This window comes from Phyllobacterium sp. A18/5-2 (genome assembly GCF_025452215.1).
GTDB classification, from domain to species: domain Bacteria; phylum Pseudomonadota; class Alphaproteobacteria; order Rhizobiales; family Rhizobiaceae; genus Phyllobacterium; species Phyllobacterium sophorae.
On sequence record NZ_CP104966.1, the window covers coordinates 1,411,607 to 1,432,958 of the forward strand.

At 55.6% G+C, this 21,352-nt stretch carries 15 protein-coding genes and 5 pseudogenes; 13 read left to right on the forward strand and 7 right to left on the reverse strand.

Annotation, left to right across the window (positions count from 1 at the left end):
• The first annotated feature begins 54 nt into the window (after nt 1–54).
• The 3 genes from N8E89_RS07070 (at nt 55) to N8E89_RS07080 (ending at nt 3,279) form a co-directional block, all read left to right on the forward strand.
• Nucleotides 55–1,500 (forward strand): McrB family protein, encoded by a 1,446-nt coding sequence (locus N8E89_RS07070; protein ID WP_262261553.1) that lies wholly within the window; start codon nt 55–57, stop codon nt 1,498–1,500.
• Nucleotides 1,490–2,752, forward strand: a complete 1,263-nt coding sequence (locus tag N8E89_RS07075) for a 5-methylcytosine restriction system specificity protein McrC (RefSeq protein ID WP_262261555.1) — start codon at nt 1,490–1,492, stop codon at nt 2,750–2,752. The genes N8E89_RS07070 and N8E89_RS07075 overlap by 11 nt, the downstream gene beginning before the upstream one ends.
• A gap of 164 nt (nt 2,753–2,916) precedes the next feature.
• Entirely contained in the window at nt 2,917–3,279 is a 363-nt protein-coding gene (locus N8E89_RS07080; RefSeq protein ID WP_315975682.1) for a very short patch repair endonuclease, read from the forward strand.
• 407 nt (nt 3,280–3,686) lie between these two features.
• Here the strand turns inward: N8E89_RS07080 and N8E89_RS07085 are convergent, their stop codons facing one another.
• Nucleotides 3,687–4,250 carry a hypothetical protein gene (locus N8E89_RS07085; protein ID WP_262261557.1) on the reverse strand — a complete coding sequence of 188 codons (564 nt, stop codon included), beginning with the start codon at nt 4,248–4,250 and terminating at the stop codon, nt 3,687–3,689.
• Between the two features lie 574 nt (nt 4,251–4,824).
• Here N8E89_RS07085 and N8E89_RS07090 point away from each other — a divergent pair.
• The 4 genes from N8E89_RS07090 (at nt 4,825) to N8E89_RS29280 (ending at nt 7,005) form a co-directional block, all read left to right on the forward strand.
• Nucleotides 4,825–5,043: a hypothetical protein gene (locus N8E89_RS07090; RefSeq protein ID WP_262261559.1), complete on the forward strand. Its 219-nt coding sequence runs from the start codon at nt 4,825–4,827 to the stop codon at nt 5,041–5,043.
• 225 nt (nt 5,044–5,268) lie between these two features.
• The gene (locus N8E89_RS29275; protein WP_410010361.1) at nt 5,269–5,403 is read left to right on the forward strand and encodes a hypothetical protein; all 135 of its coding nucleotides are present in this window, start codon (nt 5,269–5,271) and stop codon (nt 5,401–5,403) included.
• Nucleotides 5,360–6,271, forward strand: a complete 912-nt coding sequence (locus N8E89_RS07095) for a YcaO-like family protein (protein ID WP_262261858.1) — start codon at nt 5,360–5,362, stop codon at nt 6,269–6,271. Before N8E89_RS29275 ends, N8E89_RS07095 begins: the two co-directional genes overlap by 44 nt.
• 149 nt (nt 6,272–6,420) lie before the next feature.
• Entirely contained in the window at nt 6,421–7,005 is a 585-nt protein-coding gene (locus tag N8E89_RS29280) for a TfuA-like protein (protein WP_410010362.1), read from the forward strand.
• A gap of 591 nt (nt 7,006–7,596) precedes the next feature.
• Here the strand turns inward: N8E89_RS29280 and N8E89_RS07100 are convergent.
• The 5 genes and pseudogenes from N8E89_RS07100 to N8E89_RS07120 all read right to left on the reverse strand — a co-directional run.
• Nucleotides 7,597–8,256 (reverse strand): annotated as a pseudogene (locus tag N8E89_RS07100) (magnesium chelatase domain-containing protein); the annotation flags it as partial.
• Between the two features lie 116 nt (nt 8,257–8,372).
• Nucleotides 8,373–9,314, reverse strand: coding sequence for a glutathione synthase (gshB, locus tag N8E89_RS07105; protein WP_262261561.1), 942 nt, complete (start codon nt 9,312–9,314; stop codon nt 8,373–8,375).
• An 87-nt stretch (nt 9,315–9,401) separates the two neighbouring features.
• Nucleotides 9,402–9,707, reverse strand: coding sequence for a septal ring lytic transglycosylase RlpA family protein (locus N8E89_RS07110; RefSeq protein WP_245448574.1), 306 nt, complete (start codon nt 9,705–9,707; stop codon nt 9,402–9,404).
• A 485-nt stretch (nt 9,708–10,192) separates the two neighbouring features.
• A pseudogene (uxuA, locus tag N8E89_RS07115) lies at nt 10,193–11,384 on the reverse strand (mannonate dehydratase).
• Between the two features lie 36 nt (nt 11,385–11,420).
• Complete coding sequence (locus N8E89_RS07120) at nt 11,421–12,176, reverse strand: GntR family transcriptional regulator (RefSeq protein WP_262261563.1); 756 nt, start codon at nt 12,174–12,176, stop codon at nt 11,421–11,423.
• Between the two features lie 253 nt (nt 12,177–12,429).
• Between N8E89_RS07120 and uxaC the strand changes: the two genes are divergently transcribed.
• The 6 genes and pseudogenes from uxaC (at nt 12,430) to N8E89_RS07150 (ending at nt 19,528) form a co-directional block, all read left to right on the forward strand.
• A complete protein-coding gene (gene uxaC / locus N8E89_RS07125) occupies nt 12,430–13,827 on the forward strand; it encodes a glucuronate isomerase (protein WP_262261565.1) in 1,398 nt (465 codons plus the stop codon).
• A 21-nt stretch (nt 13,828–13,848) separates the two neighbouring features.
• Nucleotides 13,849–15,336: a mannitol dehydrogenase family protein gene (locus N8E89_RS07130; RefSeq protein ID WP_262261567.1), complete on the forward strand. Its 1,488-nt coding sequence runs from the start codon at nt 13,849–13,851 to the stop codon at nt 15,334–15,336.
• A gap of 121 nt (nt 15,337–15,457) precedes the next feature.
• Nucleotides 15,458–16,637 (forward strand): annotated as a pseudogene (locus tag N8E89_RS07135) (ABC transporter substrate-binding protein).
• Nucleotides 16,638–16,701: 64 nt separating this feature from the next.
• Nucleotides 16,702–17,769 carry an ABC transporter ATP-binding protein gene (locus tag N8E89_RS07140; protein WP_262261569.1) on the forward strand — a complete coding sequence of 356 codons (1,068 nt, stop codon included), beginning with the start codon at nt 16,702–16,704 and terminating at the stop codon, nt 17,767–17,769.
• Nucleotides 17,770–17,774: 5 nt separating this feature from the next.
• Nucleotides 17,775–18,681, forward strand: a pseudogene (locus N8E89_RS07145) (ABC transporter permease).
• Between the two features lie 2 nt (nt 18,682–18,683).
• Nucleotides 18,684–19,528, forward strand: a pseudogene (locus N8E89_RS07150) (ABC transporter permease).
• 73 nt (nt 19,529–19,601) lie between these two features.
• Here the strand turns inward: N8E89_RS07150 and N8E89_RS07155 are convergent.
• Nucleotides 19,602–21,128, reverse strand: coding sequence for a D-arabinonate dehydratase (locus N8E89_RS07155; RefSeq protein WP_106662250.1), 1,527 nt, complete (start codon nt 21,126–21,128; stop codon nt 19,602–19,604).
• Nucleotides 21,129–21,352 lie beyond the last annotated feature (224 nt).

Here is a 21,352-nt window from a genome sequence, read left to right on the forward strand (position 1 = left end):
CACAACATTTCAGACTGGAAAGAACAGGTTCGGGCGCAAGCGACCGCTCATCTGATGCCGCTTCTTGCGTTGCTCGAAAAAGGAGCAGGTAAGGAGAACGCGGAGCCGATCCTTTTTCGCGAAAGGCCCGAAGAGTTTGATTTCTGGGATCGGTATTTTCATCTCAATGACGACGACAAGATCAAGCCATACTTCAATCCGACTACGCTCCGGCGTGCGGAGGCGGGGTTCCCCCATAGTAACGCTGCTACGATCCGTAAGAACACTTTTGAGGGTAAGTGGAAAGGGGCCAAGCGGTCTATCACTACAGATGGTGAAAACTGGGAGCTAGCGGAGAATTACGCTGACGTCTTCCGAACAAATGTCTTGACTAAGAGCGGTCAGGTCGCGCGTATACCAATCGTCGACCTTGCGGTTATCTTGTTTCGCGAAGAGACCTTCGGAGAGGCAGATGATGCCAGAGCTCTCGAAAAAAGATTCAGGGAAGGCTTTCCGCAAAGTGATACCGACTACGAGAAATTGTTCATCTTTCAGTCCGAGGAACGGGATCACGTATTTGCTCCCGACACAGTACCCCAGGACTACGTGGCAGCCATCAAGAGCGCCCTTGTCGAGGACGTAAAGACAGCCGAGGCGATACCGGAGACAGCGGCTCCTCCGATCTCACTTGACTTGAGTGATCCAATCCTCCTGCAGGTGCAGCAACTGCTGACGTTTGGAAGCTCGGGTATTATACTTACTGGCCCTCCAGGAACAGGAAAGTCTTACTACGCCAAGCGTATCGCCACCCATCTTGTGAAGATGCCGAATACAGATATTTTCCGGGTACAGTTCCACCCCTCCTATGGCTACGAGGACTTCGTCGAGGGGTACCGACCCGCCGAAAGCGCCGTCTCAGGGTACCAGATCGTCAACAAGACGTTCATAGATGCCTGCGACAGGGCGAGAAACGTTCAACCGGACAACGGCTTGGTCGTACTGATCGTGGATGAGATCAACCGCGGCGACCCCGCCCGCGTGTTTGGGGAGCTTCTGACATACATTGAGCGTAACTACCGTGACGATGCGTTCATCCTACCTTTTTCCGGCAGACGATTTACGATACCGAACAACCTTGTCATGATTGGTACTATGAACCCCTACGACCGAAGCGTCTCTCAGGTAGACGCAGCCTTCGTCCGCAGGTTCGATCATATCCAAGTCGCCCCGTCGCGGGATGTCGTAGAGAGCCTCCTAGAGGCAGGCGGGGGCTTCACGTCCGACCAGATTACGGAAATCGGAAAGTGGTTCGACAACGTTCAAAAAATGGTGCCGTTTGGATTGGGCCACAGCTTTTTTGCAGATGTGAAAAATCTCGACCATCTCAAGCTAGTCTGGCGATACCGGATGCGCCCGGCAGCCGAACTTGCCATCGACCTGAACGATGGCGTGCGAGGAGATGTAATAGCGAGCTTCGAGGCATTGGTGAGGCGTCTCGAAGGAACCGTCGTTGACGTTTGAAGTAATCGAATGTGAAGAGTTCCAGGAGCTCTCGCTTCGACTCGGCTCACTTATGGAAAATGGCGAGCTGAAGATCGACGAGCGTATCGCGTCGAAGGGTTATCTAACTACCAGCATGGCGGGAGGCCAGATCGCGTTTCGTACGACTCGTTTCGTTGGCACGATCCCGGTGACACCGACCCTGGCCATTAAAGTTACGCCTCGGGCAAGCATAGCGAACCTCTCGTACATGCTAGTGAGATCCGGAGTCATTCCGGCAGCGATCAGCGGGTTCTCACGCGGGTACATGCCGAGGTTCGTGTCCGCCTCGAATGTGGAGAAAATCTACGGACGTTCTCTGGTGGACGGAACAAAACTGATTGCCAAACGTGGATTTGTGAAGTCGTACGTGAAAAATGCCAATGCCCCACCGTGGCGGGGAAGGTTCATGGCTTCTGAAACCGTGAAACGGCACGCCTCCAAGGGCATCCGCTACAGACACGAATTCGACCACAGCACCCTGTCCGCCACGGTCATTGCGAACATTAGCCTCAAAGAAGCCCTCAAGCAGGTGCGCCAGTGGTATCTCGCCAATGAAAGGAAGAACCCAATTGTCAAGGAGATCGACACGCTGCTGCACAATCTTTGGTCGGTGACCGATTGGGATGGCAGGAAAGCGGACCTAGTGTCGGAGCTGAGCAGAAAAGTGCGAAGCATTCCGCCCCAACTGGCACACTATCGAGATCCCCTATGGGCGGCTTTCCTAATTCTCCAGAGTCTGTTGCCCGATGTTAGCTTCGACGGATATGTCAAACTGGATTCACTGATCATCGACGTGTCGGCAGTGTTCGAAGCGTTCATCAGACGGGAGCTCGCAGAGCGCCTCTGGAAGCAGGGTTACAGCGTTGAGGATGGGAATAAGAGGCCGGGCAACTTCTTCGTCGACGGAGGCGGATTCACTATTCATCCAGACATCGTCATCAAAAAAGACGGGATCGTCGTCGCACTGTTGGACGCCAAGTACAAGACCGATCCCAAGGAACAGGACCGCTACGAGGTTCTCTCTTTCATGGATGCAATGAACGTTGATGTCGGCGGATTTGTCTGCCCGACAAACGGAGTCGACACGTCGCGTTATCTTGGCAGTACGGCCACGGGCAAGAAGATGTTCGGGCTGCGCTACGATCTTGCTGCAGAGGACTTGGACGTTGAGGCCGAGCGATTTAGCCAGAATGCTATTAAAATGATAACCGGCTCTCACGATTTCACTTAAACCTTGCGAATCGCTGAGCCGCGACTATCTGGAAACAGATGAAAGAGAACAAGTCCGATAAGCAAAGCTTCAAGATGCCAGACAAGCGACCTCGAATGCCGGGGACGTTGCCGGTTCGAAGTTGGCTAATGAGCCGCGTCGGTCAGAAAGACACGAAGCCCGAGATGATCGTGCGACGTCTCATTCATGCAATGGGATATCGATATCGGCTCCATCGACGAACCCTCCCTGGTAGTCCCGATCTTGTTTTTCCATCGAAGCGGAAGGTTGTCTTCGTGCACGGCTGCTTCTGGCACAGTCACGCCGATCAGCATTGCAAACTGTCACTCCCGCCGAAATCCAGAGTGGACTACTGGGGACCCAAGCTGGCACGGAATAAGGAACGAGATGCTGAGAACGAGGAAAAACTGAGGTTGGCGGGTTGGGATGTCCTGGTCGTATGGGAATGCCAACTTCGAGATCGTGAACGTTTGGCTTCAAGGCTAGTCGATTTTCTCGATCCAAGGCCCTCTACCCTTGATGTGTGACAAGTGTCCCGGTCAGTTGTCGAGTATACTCCGGTGGCAGCGAAGCGTTGCGGAGCAATCCCAGCGATGGACAGACCAAGTACTCGAATAGACGAGCTGGTTACGCGAAGCCGGTAATGGGGCGACCGACAGGGGAGGAGAGGTCTTTTGTTCATAACATGAACCTGCTTTGAGCGCCCGTCTGGCCGCGCCCAACAGCGAATGAAAAATGTTTAACGTGGGGAGCCGAGAACCGCAACGCCCGCGTGGCCGGATCCCAGCCGAGATTAGTCGCACGAGGTACGTCAGGGCTTCTCAAAGAGGCGGCGTTGGAAAAACTCGCAACCCATTTGCCATCCCAACTCCCAGGGGTCTGGCGGTTTATTTGGCGTTTCTATCGGTTTGGGTGGTAGCCCTTTAGTCATTTGTCAAAATCCTGGCATCGTTGCTGTTGCATCAGGCTTCCACCAAGTCTGCGGTGCCTCTCGTTGTTGTATGGCAGCCTGAAGCTCCCTACGCTTTTTGAGTGGCAATGGCTTAAATTTAGCGACGGGCAGCGAAGCTTGCTCGTCAAGCAACTCGTGGTGGGCCTGAACTGTCTGTTTCGTGAGGGCGTGGGTAGCCTGTATGCGGTCCACGATAATCTTATAGCGGGCTGCAAGAACCGCATGCTCTTGCATTCTTTCAGACGCGAAATTGATCTTACTTGGCCAGTCGAACGCCTGCTTAGCCGCAGTCAGGACTATCGAAGCCAAGGTAACTGCCCCGCAGACATAAGCCATGGGCTGGCTCTCACTGAGAATCCCAATTATTCCAGTGCCACCGCTGAGAGCCGTACCCAAGGCGATAACAAAATCATAATACTGAGAGTAAGATGCAACCCCGACGATCGCTGCGTGATAGTAATCAACCTCATAAAGGCTATCGAGGTAAGACCTGTATATTTGCTTGGTTAGTTCAAGCTGATTGAACGTATGACTTTCCGTGTCCATTTGCTCCCCCAGACACAGATAATACGCCAAAAGCTAGAGACTCACAATTGAGTCGGCAACCACCGCGGTGCCTGCGGATCGGAGCGAGCGTCGGTTCGACAAAAATCTCGGGGACTCATATTCCTGTCCAGCTGGTGCATGCGCAGCCCTCGTCGCCTCGCCAATGGCGGGGCTACGCACCGGCTAGGATCGGCAAAACATCTTGGTGACCGGGAAAAGTTCTTGCCGACAGGGCACAGACTTGTAACTTTTTCGGGTGATGTATCGCCTAGCCGCGATGTCTGACCGGTACTGGGATCAAATTGCCGACAGGTCGGACGGGGCAGGTGCACAGCGACCTACACGGGCAAAACCGCCGAGCCGCCGCGGCTGACCAGGGTCCCCTGGCAACCCGACATGCCCAACACATCAAACAAGCACGACGTAATACCCAAGGTAAAATATCGCATGGAAGGTTGTGTTGGCCTCAGATAAGCACAAAATACCAGCGGCATTGTTGTATCGTGATACTAAATGTGGCAAGGTTCCCTAGCAGCCGTATGTGGTACGATATCTTTTGAGAAAGGGTACTCACATGAAAGAAGCGCATATTTCGACAGGTGCTGGCGATATTTCCGTAACCATCGGCGGGGAAACGCAAGTCGTTAAAGATCAGGAAGATATCCGCAAGTTGAAAGACTTAGTCGCCCAGAGGCAGGAGGCCGGCTTGGAGATATCTAGGCTTCTCAAACGGCATGGTTTCCACACTATGGGTGGCGACGAACCCACGGAAGCAACGGAGCCGGATGATTGAGCAGTGCTCGATTACGACGGGACCTTTCGTGTCCGAGACCCAAAGGAAACGATTGAGTGCGTCAAGCCGTTGCTACGGGGCTTCGGTATCACGCGAGTCGCGAATGTTACAGGGTTAGATGTTGTAGGAGTTCCTGTTTGGTGCGCGATAAGACCGTTATCTCGATCACTCACCGTTTCTCAGGGTAAGGGAATAACTCACGAGCTAGCTGCAATTTCTGCCGCGATGGAATCAATCGAGCTATATCACGCAGAATTTTGCCTGCCACGCGGTAAGCGCGTATCCATCGGAGAGGCCTCGGAAAGCGCTGAATTCGCTGAACCAATTTCATTGCCGATCTCGATCCGACGCGGATTTTGATGTGAGGCGTGAAATCGAGTGGGTCGCAGCAAAGAACGAGGTGACAGAAAGGATTGTTCACGTCCCACGCGAATTGATTCATCGCGATTCCCTCGTGTCCTGTGAGAAGGACTTCATATTCTACTCCACCTCCAATGGACTTGCTTCGGGGAATTCCCGAGCGGAAGCGATAGTACACGGACTATCAGAGGTTATTGAAAGGGATCAGCTTGCTTTTTGGCAATTGAGAAAGGAACTGACGGCAGTCGGACTCGATACAAAAGTCAGGATAGAAACAATTGACGACGATGTATGCCGGAATATTATTGAGAAGGTCCATATGGCGGGGCTCGAGATAAATATATGGTATGTTACCACCAATATTTCTGTTCCAACATTCACTTGCTCGATTTGGGACTCCACTATGAGGACCCCATATCCGTCCCGCGCCGGTGGACATGGTGCGCATCCGTACAAAAGAATTGCTATTATTAGAGCAATAACCGAAGCGCTCCAAAGCCGACTTACTCATATCGCTGGTGGGCGAGATGACATGTATTGGGAGAAGTACATATCCCTCCTTCCCACCTATCTGGATGTGAACTTAAAATACATATCGTACATTCGTGAAGAAGCGGAGGTTGTTGATTATCGGAGGATCGACGAGGCTCCTGAGTTGGCGTCTATAGACGACGCCCTTCATTGGCTTATGGAAAGAATAAAAAAGGACGCGTCGGGCGACAGTTTGGTTGTTGATCTGACACAGGAAGGGAGTCCAATACATGTGGTACAGGTCATCGTGCCCGGACTTGAATTGAGCGCTAACAGGCAGGCTTATTCCCCTGGTCAAAGGATGATGTCATTTCTTGGAGAGCAAGGTATCGTGTGAAAACTTGCATCTTTCTAGGCCCCTCAGCAAGCTGGGATCCGCCGCCAGCCGGAATCGATCGATTTGCACCCGCAAGCCTCGGAAGCGTCTATCAGGCCGTGGAAGCTGGCTATCAACGGATAGCTATAGTCGACGGTTTTTTTGGGACAGTGCCCTCGGTCTGGCACAAGGAAATTTTGTACGCGATTACCAAGGGAGTAGATGTCTTCGGCTCTTCGAGCATGGGAGCGTTACGGGCTGCTGAGCTACATATCTACGGGATGGTTGGAGTAGGGATGATATTCCGCCTGTACAGGCGCGGCATACTTACCGACGACGACGAAGTTGCTCTGGCACATTCGCCCCTTCAATTGGGATTTTCCCCACTAACTGTGCCGATGATAAATATTAGGGCCACACTGAACCGAATGGGACGCTATCACCAGGTGTCCCGATGCGAGGGGCTGGATATTCTACATGTCGCGAAACAGTTACATTTCACACAGCGCTCGGTTGAGAATATTCTTTTGAGGGCAATTCCTAACGTTCCTACGAGGCGAGAAGAATTGCGTGCCGCGTTCACCAAGTTTTACATCGACTTGAAGTACCATGACTACTTGGATTTGTTGAGAAAACTGCCAACGCCAGTCAGTGCAAGCCGGAATCTGCCCAAGTGGGAAGAAATCGTAACTATCAAGTGGGTTCCGCAGTTTGAAACTGGCATTGGGGATTTGCCGCCCTTGGTCCAATGGTAAGTGTTGTAGCGGACCCCGCTGACCTTCGCAGATGCCGCCCAGACTGCGGCTAAGAAATTATCGCGAACTTCCGATCCAAGCACATTCTGCCGAGTTTGTGCACGCCAATGGCAAAGAACAGGCGAACCGAACTCCCTATAACCTTCGAGATCAAACTGTGGCTGCAAAACCACCGGTAGTGAAACCGGGGGAAGCTTCGTTCATCATTGAGTCGGCAAGTTCAGGGCGGTAATCACAGCCTTAGGCAGGGGTGGACGCTCAAGGACACCGGTTGGGATGTGCAAGATGATTCCGGAAGTGCCGACCAACGTGTTGTCGATGCCTCAAGACGCTCGAGTACGTCAATCAGGCAGAACTCGCAATTGACGCGTGCAATATACCTTGGGTTGATCAAGAAGGATGGCGCGCCTCTGAAGTCACTGGTTATTCGATATCGACGGCACAAATTGAAGCGGGGCGGAACACCCAATTCCCTAAAGAATAGCACTCCCCAACTGCGAAGGGCAGGTCCCGTTGTACCTGCACTCACCGAAGTCGAGAGCGGGACTAGAACCAGGCCAAGGCTATAAGACGTGTTGGCAACAGGAGTAGGCCTTTTGTAAATAATATGAGCAAATTGTGACCTCCGGCTGCCGCGACCTCGAGCGCACGGCGTGCGCTTTCCTGTCCTCTTATTTCGGCAAGATCCGGCAAGCCGGTCGCACTGGCCTGCATGGCTGGCTCGGGTCGGGACAGAACCTGTGTGCCGCGAAAGTGGTTGGCAAGCCCGATCAAGCTCAGAGGCGCCAGAATATCTATATCGGAACCGGCCCAGGCTGCTTCCGGACCGCATGAAGCGGGGCAAATCAATCCCCTTTCCTGCCGGTTGGCGGCGATTGCGGCGGGCAGAACGCCAGCCACGTGGGTTATCGTCCCGTCGAGAGACAGTTCGCCGAGCACGACATAATTTTGCAGCGCATCGGCCGGCATGGCACCAAGCCCCGCCATAAGCCCCACGGCAATAGGAAGATCATAATGACTGCCTTCCTTCGGCAGGTCGGCAGGCGCGAGATTGACCGTGACCTTCTTCACTGGCATCGATAGCCCGGATGCATGCAGGGCTGCCTGGACCCGTTCGCGGCTTTCCGCCACTGCCTTGTCTGGAAGCCCGACGATGTGCATTCCCATTTTTCCGGGGGCGACCATCACCTGCACATCTACAGGCTTCGCTTCAATACCCTGAAAGGCGACCGTACGGACGCGGGTGACCATGAAATCTTCCTTGAAAATACAAACGCTTAAAACGAAATAGTGCCAATGACGCTACATCAGCACACTTCACGCTGCATGACAAGAACATTAAGAGAACAGATTGATCTCGGTTCGCGTTACCTGCGTTTGGCTTCGACAGCGTCCCAGAACAACGCGGCAATATCCGCTCCGCCAAAACGCTTGACTTCCCGAATGCCCGTTGGTGACGTCACATTGATTTCGGTCATGTAGTCACCGATCACATCAATACCGACGAGAATAAAACCGCGCTCGCGCAAGGACGGTCCGATGCGCGCGCAAATTTCGCGCTCGCGCTCGGTGAGTTCAGTCTTCTCGGCGCGCCCGCCGACATGCATATTGGAACGGGCATCGGTTTCTGATGGCACGCGGTTGATGGCGCCGACCGGCTCGCCATCGATCAGGATGATCCGCTTGTCGCCAGCGCGCACATCCTTCAGATAACGTTGGGCGATGAAGGGTTCACGGAACATCTGCCCGAACATCTCCAGCAGCGATGTGAGATTGCGATCACCATCGGCCAGATGAAAGACACCCGCACCGCCATTGCCGTATAGCGGCTTTAGAATGATGTCGCCGAACTCCTTGCGAAAGGCCGCGATTTCCTGGCTGTCCTTGGTAATCAGCGTTTCCGGCATCAGATCCGGAAATTCGGTGACGAAGATCTTCTCCGGGCTGTTGCGCACCCATGCCGGATCGTTCACGACCAGCGTCTTCGGGTGGATCCGCTCCAGAATATGCGTTGTCGTAATGTAGTTCATGTCGAAGGGCGGATCCTGGCGCAGCAACACCACGTCCATCTCCGACAAATCGCGCGAGACAGGTTCGCCCAGCGTGTAGTGATCGCCTTCGATGTCACGAACGGTAAGCTCTTCGACGCGCGCCGAAACCACGCCGTCGCGCATGCTCAGCCGGTCCGGCGTATAATGATAGAGACTGTGGCCGCGCTTCTGCGCTTCGAGGCAAAGCGCGAAGGTGGTGTCGCCACCAATGCGGATCGAATTGATGTGGTCCATCTGGACCGCGACTTTCAGTGCCATGGAACGCTCCCCGACAGGATTAGGAATGCTCACATGGCGATGTCACGTTCATCGGTCAAGGTCAATGCCATGACCTTCAAGATCGGGTCAGAGGCGGGCCATGCATATGTTGGTGTGACCGGCGCCAACAAAGCCGAGACGGTTGGCTGCGCCCTTCGAGAGGTCAATCACCCGGCCCTTGATGAATGGTCCGCGATCATTGATGCGCACGACGATTGACTTGCCGTTGCGCTGGTTGGTGACTTTGACCTTGGAGCCGAAGGGCAGGGTGCGATGTGCAGCGGTCAGAGCGGATGGGTTCATTCTCTCACCTGATGCCGTCTTCGAATGCAAAGCATACCACGAAGCACCGCCACAGGCTGATCCAGCATTAGCTGATGCTGCACCAAACATCACAATAAGAATGGATGCAGAAAGTACCGTACGGATACTTGCAAAAGAGACCATGTTGAAATTCGCACTTTTTATGGCCCGTGGCAGAACTGCCGGACTGAAGACACACGCGTGAAGATTGACCCCCGGGCAAGTAGATCGTAGCGTGAGCGAGTAGCTCCTTCTATTTTAGAGAAATGTGGCGTTGAGGTGTCTTGTGCTGGAAACACTGCCTAGATCAGCCAGCAAGATGAGCCAAGTTACTCAAAAAACTTGTCTTAATATGATTCAAAACGTGATCGGATTTGCTTCGAAAGGCGCGGGACATGCCGTGCCACGTTCTCGAACTATGGCGATAATGTGGTCAATATTGACAGAATTATTGGACGGTATAGGGCGCGGCCGCTAGATCGGCAGGATATAGTTAATATGAGTTAATACTTTTGGTGCAGAAAACCCCGGATCGCAGGGAACCGGGGTTCGTTATTTTGAAAATGTGATCGGGATTATGCCAGTGCGTTCGCATCCAGGGCATGGATGATGCCGCGCAGCTCCGCCAAGCCACGCAGACGGCCGATCGCAGGGTAGCCGGGCGTAACATCCTTGTTCAGATCATCGAGCATGCGTTGGCCATGATCTGAGCGGAACAGAATGCTGTTTGCCTTGTCACGCTTGCGATCTTCAGCAAGAAGCTCGCGCAGGACGGCGACCATATCAACATCGCCTTCCAGATGCGCTGCCTCGTGAAAGCTGCGGCCATCACCCTCGCGCGTCGTCGCGCGCAGGTGCGAAAAGTGGATCCGCGTAGCAAACCTCCGGGCAATCTTCGGCAGGTCGTTGTCGGCACGCACACCGAGGCTGCCCGTGCAGAAGCACATGCCATTTGCGGGCGATGGTACGGCCTCGAACAATACTGCGTAATCCGACTCGGTCGAGGCAATGCGTGGCAGTCCAAAAAGCGATCGCGGCGGATCGTCCGGGTGCAGGGTCAGCTTTACGCCAAGATCGTCGGCGACAGGGGTCACGGCCTCGAGGAATTCGATCAGATGCTGACGCAGCCGGTTTGCGTCGATGCCGGAATAGGCATCGAAGCTTGTCGCGGAACGCTGGGATGGTCAGCGGTTCTGTCGTTGAGCCGGGCAGGGCGCTGGCGATGTTGCGGGTAAGATCGGCGATTTCCTGCGCACCCATAGCCTCATAAAGATCGCTGACGATATCCCTGTCCGCTTCGGAATAGTCGTACTCGGCGCCCTTGCGTTGCAGAATGTGCAGATCGAACACAGCGAATGTATTGTGATCGAAGCGCATGGCTGTCGAGCCGGTTGGCGTGACATAGTCAAGGTCGGTGCGGCACCAGTCGACGACCGGCATGAAATTGTAGCAGATCACTTTTATGTCGTTGGCAGCGAGTGCTTCCATGCTGGCGATCCAGGCGGCAATCTCGTGTTTTGCTGCCCCTCCAAGGCGTTTGACTGCATCCGGTATCGGGATGCTCTCGACAACGGACCATGTCAGCGGCGTGCGGCCCGCAGGTGTCGTTTCGATCAGGGATTTGCGTTCCCGTACCTGTGCTTCGGTCCATGCCGCTCCGATAGGCACCTCGTGCAGGGCCGATACAATATCGGTAGCCCCCGCCTGTCGTACATTATCGAGTGACACACCGGCTTTTGGGCCAAACCATCGCCACGCCTGACGCATTCATTCCTCCGTCAATTCTTGAATTTCATCCCACATTCAGACAAATGATTTGGGATTGCTCTTTCTCAGTTCGTCAATATCGGGAATGACGGCATTCAGATGCTGTTTCATCGCTGCACAGGCGGCAGGAACGTCATGGGCTTCAATGGCATTGCGAATGATCTTGTGCTCGGACAGTACATGCTCCATTCGCCCGAGCGCCGGCAACGTCATGCGGCGGGCGCGGTCGATCTGCACCTTCACCGGTTTCAGATAATTCCAGATGCCGGGATGGCCGGAAATTCCTGCAATCGCTTCGTGAAACGCTTCATCGGCTTCGTGAAACGCACTCATATTCTGCCGGTCGGCCAAGAACTGTTGCCGGGCCAGGATTTCATCCAGAAGTTCGATGTCTTTTGCGGTGGCTTTTATTGCAGCACGCTCGACCGTTGCGCCCTCGAGTGCCTGGCGGATCACGACCGCTTCCGGAATGAGCGCGACTGGAATGCGGGCGACAAAGGTTCCCGATTGCGGAAAGACATCGACAAGGCCATCTTCGACCAATCGAATAAGTGCCTCGCGCACCGGGGTGCGACTGACGCCAAAGCGTTCGGTGAGGACTTTTTCATTAAGCGGAGTGCCGGGAGTCATTTCCATGGACACGATCGCCGCATGCAGTTCGCGGTAGATAGCCGTGGCGGTGGTCACGCGTACAACCGCAGCGCCACGGCTTCCGGATGCGCGTACGTCGCTGGCAATTGCTGCCGGTTCCTCGGCGGCCACGCTTTTTTCTCCCCGGTTTTGTGCTGTCATTCCAGCGCTCCATTTCCTCATGTCGGATGTTAACATCCTGAATGATGGAATTCCGTTCAAATTCATAGTCCAAAGCCCGTGCTGTGCGATGATTTCAAACGCGACGGTGACTGTTGACATACTAATATATTATTATTTACTCTTCGCCAAGATCATCGATGCTCAATGTTCACATGCGGCGTAAACTGGACTGCCAGAAACTTCGCCACACACGCGGCCGAGCAGACAATCAATGACGCAGCAGGGACGCAGAATGATGCTTCATCCGGACCGACTTTTTCCAATCGAAGCTGACGCTCGCGGGATAGCCCGGCGCCTGTTCAGCACGGTCGAGCATCTGCCCATTGTTTCGCCGCATGGCCATACAGATCCGCTTTGGTATGCCAATGACGAGGCTTTTCCCGATCCTGCCAGCCTGTTCGTGAAGCCTGACCATTATATTTTCCGCATGCTTTACTCGCAGGGTGTGAAGCTGGAAGATCTTGGCGTGCCGCGCCGGGATGGTGGACCGGTCGAGACGGATGGGCGCAAGATCTGGCGGCTTTTCGCCAAGCACTGGCATCTGTTTCGTGGCACGCCATCACGCCTGTGGTTCGAACATGCGCTCCAGACCGTGTTTGGCGTTGAGGAGCGGCTGAGCGAGAAGAATGCGGACGCTATCTACGACCGTATCGCGGAGAGCTTGACAAGTCCGTCGATGCGCCCGCGTGCTCTCTACGAGCAGTTTGGAATTGAAGTCATTTCCACGACGGATGCGGCAACGGACGATCTCGCCGCGCATGACGCAATTCTGAAGTCCGGGTGGAGCGGACGCGTCGTGCCCGCCTATCGTCCGGATGCCGTGGTTGACGCCTCGCGTGCGGATTTCAGCACAAATATCGAACAGTTCGTGGCGCTCGCCGGAACCAAGCTCGATTATCAAGGCTATCTTGAAGCACATCGCGTGCGCCGGGCTTATTTCAAGGCGCGGGGCGCGACCTCCACCGATCACGGCCATCCCAATGCACGCACTGCCAATCTCTCCGCCGCGGAGGCATCGGCGCTGTTCGAACGCATACTGAAAGGGGCTTCGGCTGGCGATGCAGACCTGTTTCGTGCACAGATGCTCACAGAAATGGCGCGCATGAGCATTGAAGATGGTCTGGTCATGCAGATTCATCCTGGTTCATTCCGCAATCATAATCCTGCGCTTCTCGACCGGTTCGGCACGGACAAGGGTGCCGATATTCCGCAGGCGACGAGCTATGTCGAAGAATTGAAGCCTTTGCTTGATGCTTTCGGCAACAATCCTCGTCTGACCCTTGTTCTCTTCACACTTGACGAGACGAGCTATAGCCGTGAACTGGCGCCGCTAGCGGGGCACTACCCTGCCTTGCGTCTTGGTCCTGCATGGTGGTTCCATGACAGTCCGGAAGGTATGCGCCGGTTTCGTGAGCTCACCACGGAGACCGCCGGTTTCTATAATACAGTGGGCTTCAATGACGATACGCGTGCTTATCTTTCGATACCGGCGCGTCATGATATGGCCCGGCGCGTCGATTGCGCATTCCTGGCGCGGCTCGTCGCCGACTATAGGCTGGACGAGGACGAGGCGCACGAAATTGCGCATGATCTAGCTTACGGGCTGGCAAAAGAAGCCTACAAACTTTGATAACAATCGCAGGCGTAAAGAATGACACCGACCGAACACGACCGTCTATCAACCAGCACACTCCATCGTCTCGCAAAGGATGTGGATCGACCGGAATACAGTAGGGGCCAGGTCCGGACCGGCATCGTCCATATGGGTATTGGCGCATTCCACCGCGCGCACCAGGCAGTCTATACGGACAGTGTTCTTGCCAGCGGCGACAATAAATGGGGCATTCTCGGCGTTTCATTGCGTAGCGGTGATACGCGCGATGCATTGGCACCGCAGGACGGTCTCTACACTGTTGCGACGCGCGACGGCAGCGGCGACAGCTTCCGTGTGATCGGCAGCATCGAAAAGGTGCTGGTAGCACCGGAAAACCCGGAAGCGGTGCTTGCCGCGATGGTTGATCCCGAAATCAGGATCGTCTCGCTGACGGTAACCGAAAAGGGCTATTGTTATTCTCCTGCTTCCGCATCGCTGGACGAGAGACACGAAGATATCGTCCACGATCTGGCCGACCCCGCCACGCCGCGCTCGGCTATCGGCTTCATCGTCGAAGCCCTCGCCCGTCGCCGCGATAATGGCACGGAACCGTTCACACTGCTTTCCTGTGACAATCTTCCGGCCAATGGTGAAACCCTGAAAAGAGTTGTTATCCGTTTTGCCGAGCTGCGCGATTCCGGGTTAGGGAAATTCATTCGCGACAAGGTAGCCTTTCCCTCAACAATGGTCGACCGCATCGTCCCAGCGACAACCGATGTCGATCGTACGATTGTGGCCGAGGCGACTGGTCTTTCGGATGCGTGGCCGATCATGACTGAGCCCTTTACGCAATGGGTGGTGGAGGATCACTTTCCTACCGGTCGGCCGGCGTGGGATAAGTTCGGTGTGGCGTTCGTCGAAAATGTCGATGCCTTCGAGTTGATGAAACTGCGGTTGCTCAACGGCAGTCACTCAACGCTGGCCTATCTTGGCTACCTTGCCGGCCATGAGACCGTTTCCGACGTAATGAAAGCCGAGGGCTTCAATGCGCTTATCGAAGCGATGATGGACGACGAGATATCGCCGACACTTCCGCCGCTCCCGGGCTTCGATCTCGATGCATACAAGGCCCAACTGCGTGCACGTTTTTGCAATCCGGCACTGCGCCATCGCACCTGGCAGATTGCCATGGATGGCTCACAAAAGCTGCCGCAGCGCCTGTTGAACACGATCCGCAAGCGGTTGGAGCAGAAACAACCCTTCGACCGTCTTGCTCTCGGTGTTGCCGGCTGGATGCGTTACGCAACGGGTTTCGATGAATCCGGAAAGGCAATTGATGTGCGCGATCCGCTCGCCAATGAATTCAAACAGCGCACCGCCGGAAAGACATCCAGTGCCGACCTTCTCGATGCCTATCTCGGTCTTGACCAGATTTTCGGACAGGACCTTCCCGGGAACATCGAATTCCGCCGGACCGTCGGCGATGCCCTGGCGCGGCTTTTACGGGAAGGTGCGGCACGAACCGTCGCGGGGAAAGCGCTCTAGGCGAAAGCCCTTGCTATCTCCATCTGATAGATTAATATATTAAATCTCGATAACGACCGGATATGGGAACCCGGTCATGCCTGAAAACGGGATATTGGGAATCAACAGGGAGGAAATCATGATCCGCATTACACGCAGACAAGCCATTGGCGGTCTGGCAGCTGTCGCAACGCTACCGGCGACGCGTCTTTTTCGCTCAATCCAAGCTGGCGCTGCCAACGTCACCCGTCGCGCTGAATGTCGCCGACGTGGCTGGCAATCTCGCGCTCACCCAGACGGCTATCGAAAACTACGCCAAGGCGAAACCTGAGCTCGTGTCCAAGATCACCTTTACCAAGGCGCCGGCGCCGGAACTTCCGGGCAAATTGAAAGCCCAGCAGGCAGCGAACAGACTCGATATCGACCTTGTCCTCACCGGCACCGACGCACTATCCGCCGGCCTTGAGCAGGACCTTTGGGTCAAGCTGCTGCCCGACCACTCAGCTTCCCTGCCTGATCTAGCTGCGATCTATCTTGAGCCTGCGCATCGCATGCTGGCGCTTGGCAAGGATCATGGCGTCATCGTCACCTATTACCCGTCCGGTCCGCTCCTCGAATACATGCCTGATCGTGTGAAAAAGGTCCCGGCCACGGCGGAAGAGCTTCTCGCCTGGGCCAAGGAAAATCCGAACAAGTTCCTCTATGCGCGCCCGGCCAATTCCGGCCCTGGACGTACCTTCCTGATGGGCCTGCCCTATCTTCTTGGTGACGCCGATCCGCATGACCCTGTGAAGGGCTGGGACAAGACTTGGGCCTATCTCAAGGAGTTGCACAAATATATCGAATACTATCCGACCGGTACCGGCGCATTGATGAAGGAACTCGGCGAGGGGACGCGCGACATGACCGTCTCCACGACTGGATGGGACATCAACCCGCGTGTACTCGGCGTGGTCCCGAAGGAAGCGGCTGTAGCAACGCTCAAAGGTTTCCATTGGGTGGCCGACGCGCACTATATGTGCGTGCCGAAAGGCATTGCCGATGAGAAGCTTGCCGTGCTTCTCGACCTGATGAGCTTCCTGCTCACACCGGAACAGCAGGCCTTTACCTATGACAAGGGCTATTTCTATCCGGGTCCGGCGGTAAAGGACGTGCCGCTTTCCATGGCACCGCAGGAAAGCCAGGATGCGATTGCCGAGTTCGGCCGCAAGGAATATGCCGACTGGATCGCCAACAATCCGGTGGAAATTCCGCTCGATCCGTCTGCGATGGTCGTCGCGTTCCGGCGTTGGGACGAAGAAGTCGCGGGCAAGAAGTCCTGATTGATGCTTGATTTGGTGCTATCCGGGGGTTGCCCCGGATGGCATCCAGCTATGAGGTTGCCGGATGCTGCTTGCGTCATCGCCATTCCATGAAATCCGCCTTGACCGCTTGAGCCGTGCTTTCGGCGCTCATAATGCGCTGAAGGACGTATCGCTCAATATTCGCAAGGGCGAGTTCATAGCTCTGCTCGGGCCGTCGGGGTGCGGCAAGTCCACGGCACTCAACTGCATTGCCGGACTGCTCTCGACAACGGGTGGTGGTATCTTCATCGATGACAAGCGCATCGACACGCTGAAGCCGGAGGACCGTGGCTTTGGCATGGTCTTTCAGAATTATGCGCTGTTCCCGCATATGACGGTGCGCCAGAACATCGGCTTTGGCCTGAAAATGCGGAAGGTCGCCAAGGCGGAGATCGAAAAACGCGTCGAAGAAGCTTTGAATCTTGTGCGGCTCCAGGGGCAGGGTCACAAGCTGCCGGGTCAACTGTCAGGTGGCCAACAGCAACGCGTGGCCATCGCCCGTGCCATCGTGATCGAGCCGCCGCTGGTGCTCATGGATGAACCGCTTTCCAACCTGGATGCCAAGTTGCGTCTGGAAATGCGCGCCGAAATACGCCGTATCCATAACCAGCTCGGCGCAACCACTGTCTACGTTACCCATGATCAGGATGAGGCCTTGTCTCTGGCCGATCGCGTCGTCGTGCTGCGTGATGGCGAAATCCGTCAGGTAGGCAAGCCCAGCGATCTTTACGAACGCCCTAACCATTTGGACGTGGCTGAATTCATGGGCTATCGCAATCGCCTGACTGGCAAGGTTATTGCCAAAGATGGCGATCGAATGAGCGTTGCGGTCGGCAATGCGACATTGACTGGAACAGCACGTGCCTCACTGAAGGTCGGCGACACAGCCGTTATCGCTGCTCGCGCGGACGATGTCGTTGCCGGCACACGCTCTGATCAGGCAGTGGAAGCTGTCGTCGAAACCATTGAATATCGCGGCCGCGAATTTGTTGGAACCGCGCGCACGCCGCAGGGCCTCGAACTTGTGTTTCATGCCCCGCAAACCGCTGAGCTCGGTAGTGCAATCTGGCTCACCATCGATCCGGCGCGTGCGCTGGCTTTTGCAGCGTAATAGCAATGACGAGCGCATCCTCCAATTCCCTCGACCACCGGATTTCGCTGCGCCAGCGCCTGGCGCTGCGCGGCATCGACGGTGTCACGCTTTTGGTGCTGCCGGCGGTGCTCTTTCTGCTGGCCGTGTTCATCTATCCCTTCATCTACGGCTTGATCCTGTCCTTCACGCCCAAGGAGGGCGGCACCTTTGCCAATTACCGGACGTTCTTCTCCGATCCGTTTTTGTACGACACGATCTCTGACAACGCTCTGGTTGGCGGTCCCAGTGACGATCATCAGCATCGCCATAGCCCTGCCGGTCGCTTTCCGGGTGCGTCTGATGACGCATCAAAGACTGCTGACGACCATCCTTGTCCTGCCGGTAACACTGGGGACTGTGCTGGTTGCGGAAGGGCTGCTGAACTATCTCGGACCGCAGGGCTGGTTTAGCCGAACCCTCATGCTGCTCGGCATGATCGACCGGCCGGTCAAGCTGACCAATAACTATTGGGGTGTTTTTTCTTCACTGATCATCACGGGCTTCCCATTCACCTTCCTGCTGACCCTGTCTTACGTTTCAGGGGTTGACCCGGCACTTGAGCAGGCCGCCGCGACCCATGGCGCCGGAAGCTGGCAGCGCTTCCGCCATGTAATGCTGCCTCTGCTGGTTCCGGGCCTCGCCATCGCCTTCTGTTTGTCCTTCGTCCAAGCCTTTGCCGTATTCCCCTCGGCAGTTCTGCTCGGCGCGCCCGCGGGACCAACGCGTGTCATTTCGATTGCTGCCTATCAGGCGGCGTTCGAGCAGTATGACTACTCGATGGCGTCGGCAATTGCGATGATCATGGCGGTTGTTCAACTGCTTATCGTGGTAGCGGTGCTCGGCATACGCAACATGTTTTATCGCGGCTCGACCGCAGGCGGAAAGGGCTGACCATGATCCGCGATACCACTATTGGCGCAAAACTCTGGATCACTGCCGTATGGGTCGTGGTTGCCTTTTTCGTCATCAATCTCCTGGCCATGATCGCGACAGTGATCATGTCCTCTTTCGCCACGCGCTGGCTCGGCACATGGTTGCCGGCGGGCTGGACAACAAATTGGTATTTCACGGCCTGGTCGGAATTCCAGCTCAGCGACGTTCTCATCGTCACCTTCCAGATAGCTTTCACCGTGGTGGCGCTTTCCGGGCTTCTGGGCGTGACCGCCGCCTATGCTCTTGCGCGGCGTGACTTTCCCGGCAAGAAGCTGGTCATGCTACTTTTCCTTCTGCCCCTGCTGGTACCGCCGATCACCTTCGGTATTCCGCTAGCGACAGTGCTGTATCAGGCGGGCGTCGGCGGTACGTTTTGGGGCGTCGTTCTTGCCAATCTGGTGCCAACGGTTCCCTTCGTGATCCTTGTCATGATCCGTTCATCGAACAGATCGATCCCAAGATCGAAGCGGCGGCACGGGTGTTCGGTGCGGGCACATTCCAGCTGTTCGTGCATGTGCTGCTGCCCATGCTGTTACCGGGCATCCTCGCGGCCTTGCTGCTCGTTCTGGTGCGCACTGTCGCGATGTTCGAGCTGACCTTCCTGACCGCAGGGCCGACCAGCCAGACACTTGTCGTTGCGCTCTACTACTCGGTGTTCGCCGCCGGTGTCCGCGCCGTGCAATCGATCGACGCCATGGCGGTGGTCTACATGGTGACCACCCTCATATGGCTGCTGATAGCACTTCGCTTCGTCAATCCGACGCAGATCGTCGCGAGAGCCAAGCAACAGCAGACCACGGCTTGACGCTCGCCAAACGGCAAAAGCAAACGGGAGCCAATGGCTCCCGTTTTTCAAGGGCAGCAGCTGACAATCTGACCTACATGGTCGCGCCGATCTGCCAAGGCACGAATTCTGCATCGCCATAGCCGAGCTCTTCCGATTTGCTGCGTTCGCCCGATGCGACTTTCAGGATGTGCTCGAAGATCTCGCGGCCCTTATCTTCGATCGACACGCCATCGAGAACATCGCCGCAATTGATATCCATGTCCTCGATCATCTGATTATACATGGGCGTATTCGTCGCGAGCTTGATTGAAGGTGTCGGCTTGCAGCCATAGGCCGAGCCGCGCCCGGTGGTGAAGGCAAGAACGTTGGCTCCGCCGGCAACCTGCCCTGTCGCCGAAACCGGGTCGTAGCCAGGCGTATCCATGAAGACGAGACCATGCGCAGTGACCGGCTCCGCATAGCCATAGACTGCTTCCAGCGGGGTCGTGCCGGATTTGGCGACAGCGCCCAGCGACTTTTCCAGGATGGTGGTCAAGCCGCCGGCCTTGTTGCCCGGTGAGGGATTGTTGTTCATTTCCATCTTGTTGCGGGCAGTATAATCCTCCCACCAGCTGATGATCGATTGCAGACGGTGTACCGCCTCAGGATTGGACGCACGTTCAATAAGAAGGTGTTCTGCACCATAGATTTCCGGCGTTTCGGAGAGAATAGCCGTGCCACCCTGCTGCACGAGAAGATCAACGGCAGCGCCCAGCGCTGGATTGGCAGTAATGCCGGAATAGCCATCAGAACCGCCGCACTGCAATGCCAGCATCAATTCTGATGCGGGGATGGTCTCGCGCCTGACATTCGCCGCGGTCGGCAGCATGTCGCGCACAGCGGCGACGCCCGCTTCCATCGTCTTGCGCGTACCACCCACCTCCTGGATTGTCAGGCTGCGGAATGTGTCGCTCTCGACAATGTTGTACGCTTCTTTCCAACGTCCGATCTGGAACCCTTCGCAACCGAGACCGACCATCAGCACTGCGGCGATGTTCGGATTGGTCGCATAGCCCCACTGGGTACGCTTCAGTACTTCGTAGCCCTCGCCCTTCACGTCAAGCGCGCAGCCGCCGCCATGGACGAGCGGGATGATACCGTCGACCATAGGGTAGTCATCGAGCAAGCCCGATTTCTGCACGGCTTCCGCAATGAAGCGCGCAACGGAGGCAGAACAGTTCACCGAGGTCAGAACGCCGATATAGTTGCGGGTTCCGGCGCGGCCATTGGCCCGGCGGAACCCCTCAAAGGTCGCACGCTGCTCGGCTGGCACAATGCCGCTCGCGTTGACTGCGTGTGCCGCATCGGGCTCGCGAACGAAATCGCTGTAGTTAAGATTGTGCTCATGCACCCATTCGCCGGGTTCAATCCGTTTCGAGGCCGAACCGATGATCTGGCCAAACTTGCGGACGGGCTCGCCCGCGGCAATCAACCGGGATGCGAGCTTATGCCCGCGCGGCACGCGGTCTGTGACCGCCACCCCCTCAATGCTCTGGCCAATTTGAAATGTGTCGACTGCGACAACGACATTGTCGCTGGCGTGGAGGCGCAGATGCCTCGGTGCGTTAAGGGTGTCCATGATGTCTCCAATTCAATTAATATATTAGTTGACCGGAGCGAGGGTTGCAACGACGAACTACCACCTCGTCTGTGATAAGCGCTACGCAGAACGTCTTAAAACCAACTGACGAAACAGCCTTTTCTGGAAATAAATTCATGTGATTACAATCTAAAATTGCATAGTTGCAAATATTGCTGAAAATTATACAACTAAAGTTGCGGATTGACTACAACTTATAAGTT

Excerpts from the sequence above, each read along its gene's own strand:
- N8E89_RS07080 (WP_315975682.1), top strand. The coding sequence starts at position 2,917 with ATGATCGTGCGACGTCTCATTCATGCAATGGGATATCGATATCGGCTC.
- N8E89_RS07090 (WP_262261559.1), top strand. The coding sequence starts at position 4,825 with ATGAAAGAAGCGCATATTTCGACAGGTGCTGGCGATATTTCCGTAACC.
- N8E89_RS29275 (WP_410010361.1), top strand. The coding sequence starts at position 5,269 with ATGGAATCAATCGAGCTATATCACGCAGAATTTTGCCTGCCACGCGGT.
- N8E89_RS07085 (WP_262261557.1), bottom strand. The coding sequence starts at position 4,250 with ATGGACACGGAAAGTCATACGTTCAATCAGCTTGAACTAACCAAGCAA.
- N8E89_RS07140 (WP_262261569.1), top strand. The coding sequence starts at position 16,702 with ATGCTGCTTGCGTCATCGCCATTCCATGAAATCCGCCTTGACCGCTTG.
- N8E89_RS07130 (WP_262261567.1), top strand. The coding sequence starts at position 13,849 with ATGACACCGACCGAACACGACCGTCTATCAACCAGCACACTCCATCGT.
- uxaC (WP_262261565.1), top strand. The coding sequence starts at position 12,430 with ATGATGCTTCATCCGGACCGACTTTTTCCAATCGAAGCTGACGCTCGC.
- N8E89_RS07070 (WP_262261553.1), top strand. The coding sequence starts at position 55 with ATGCCGCTTCTTGCGTTGCTCGAAAAAGGAGCAGGTAAGGAGAACGCG.
- N8E89_RS07110 (WP_245448574.1), bottom strand. The coding sequence starts at position 9,707 with ATGTTTGGTGCAGCATCAGCTAATGCTGGATCAGCCTGTGGCGGTGCT.
- N8E89_RS07120 (WP_262261563.1), bottom strand. The coding sequence starts at position 12,176 with ATGACAGCACAAAACCGGGGAGAAAAAAGCGTGGCCGCCGAGGAACCG.
- gshB (WP_262261561.1), bottom strand. The coding sequence starts at position 9,314 with ATGGCACTGAAAGTCGCGGTCCAGATGGACCACATCAATTCGATCCGC.
- N8E89_RS07155 (WP_106662250.1), bottom strand. The coding sequence starts at position 21,128 with ATGGACACCCTTAACGCACCGAGGCATCTGCGCCTCCACGCCAGCGAC.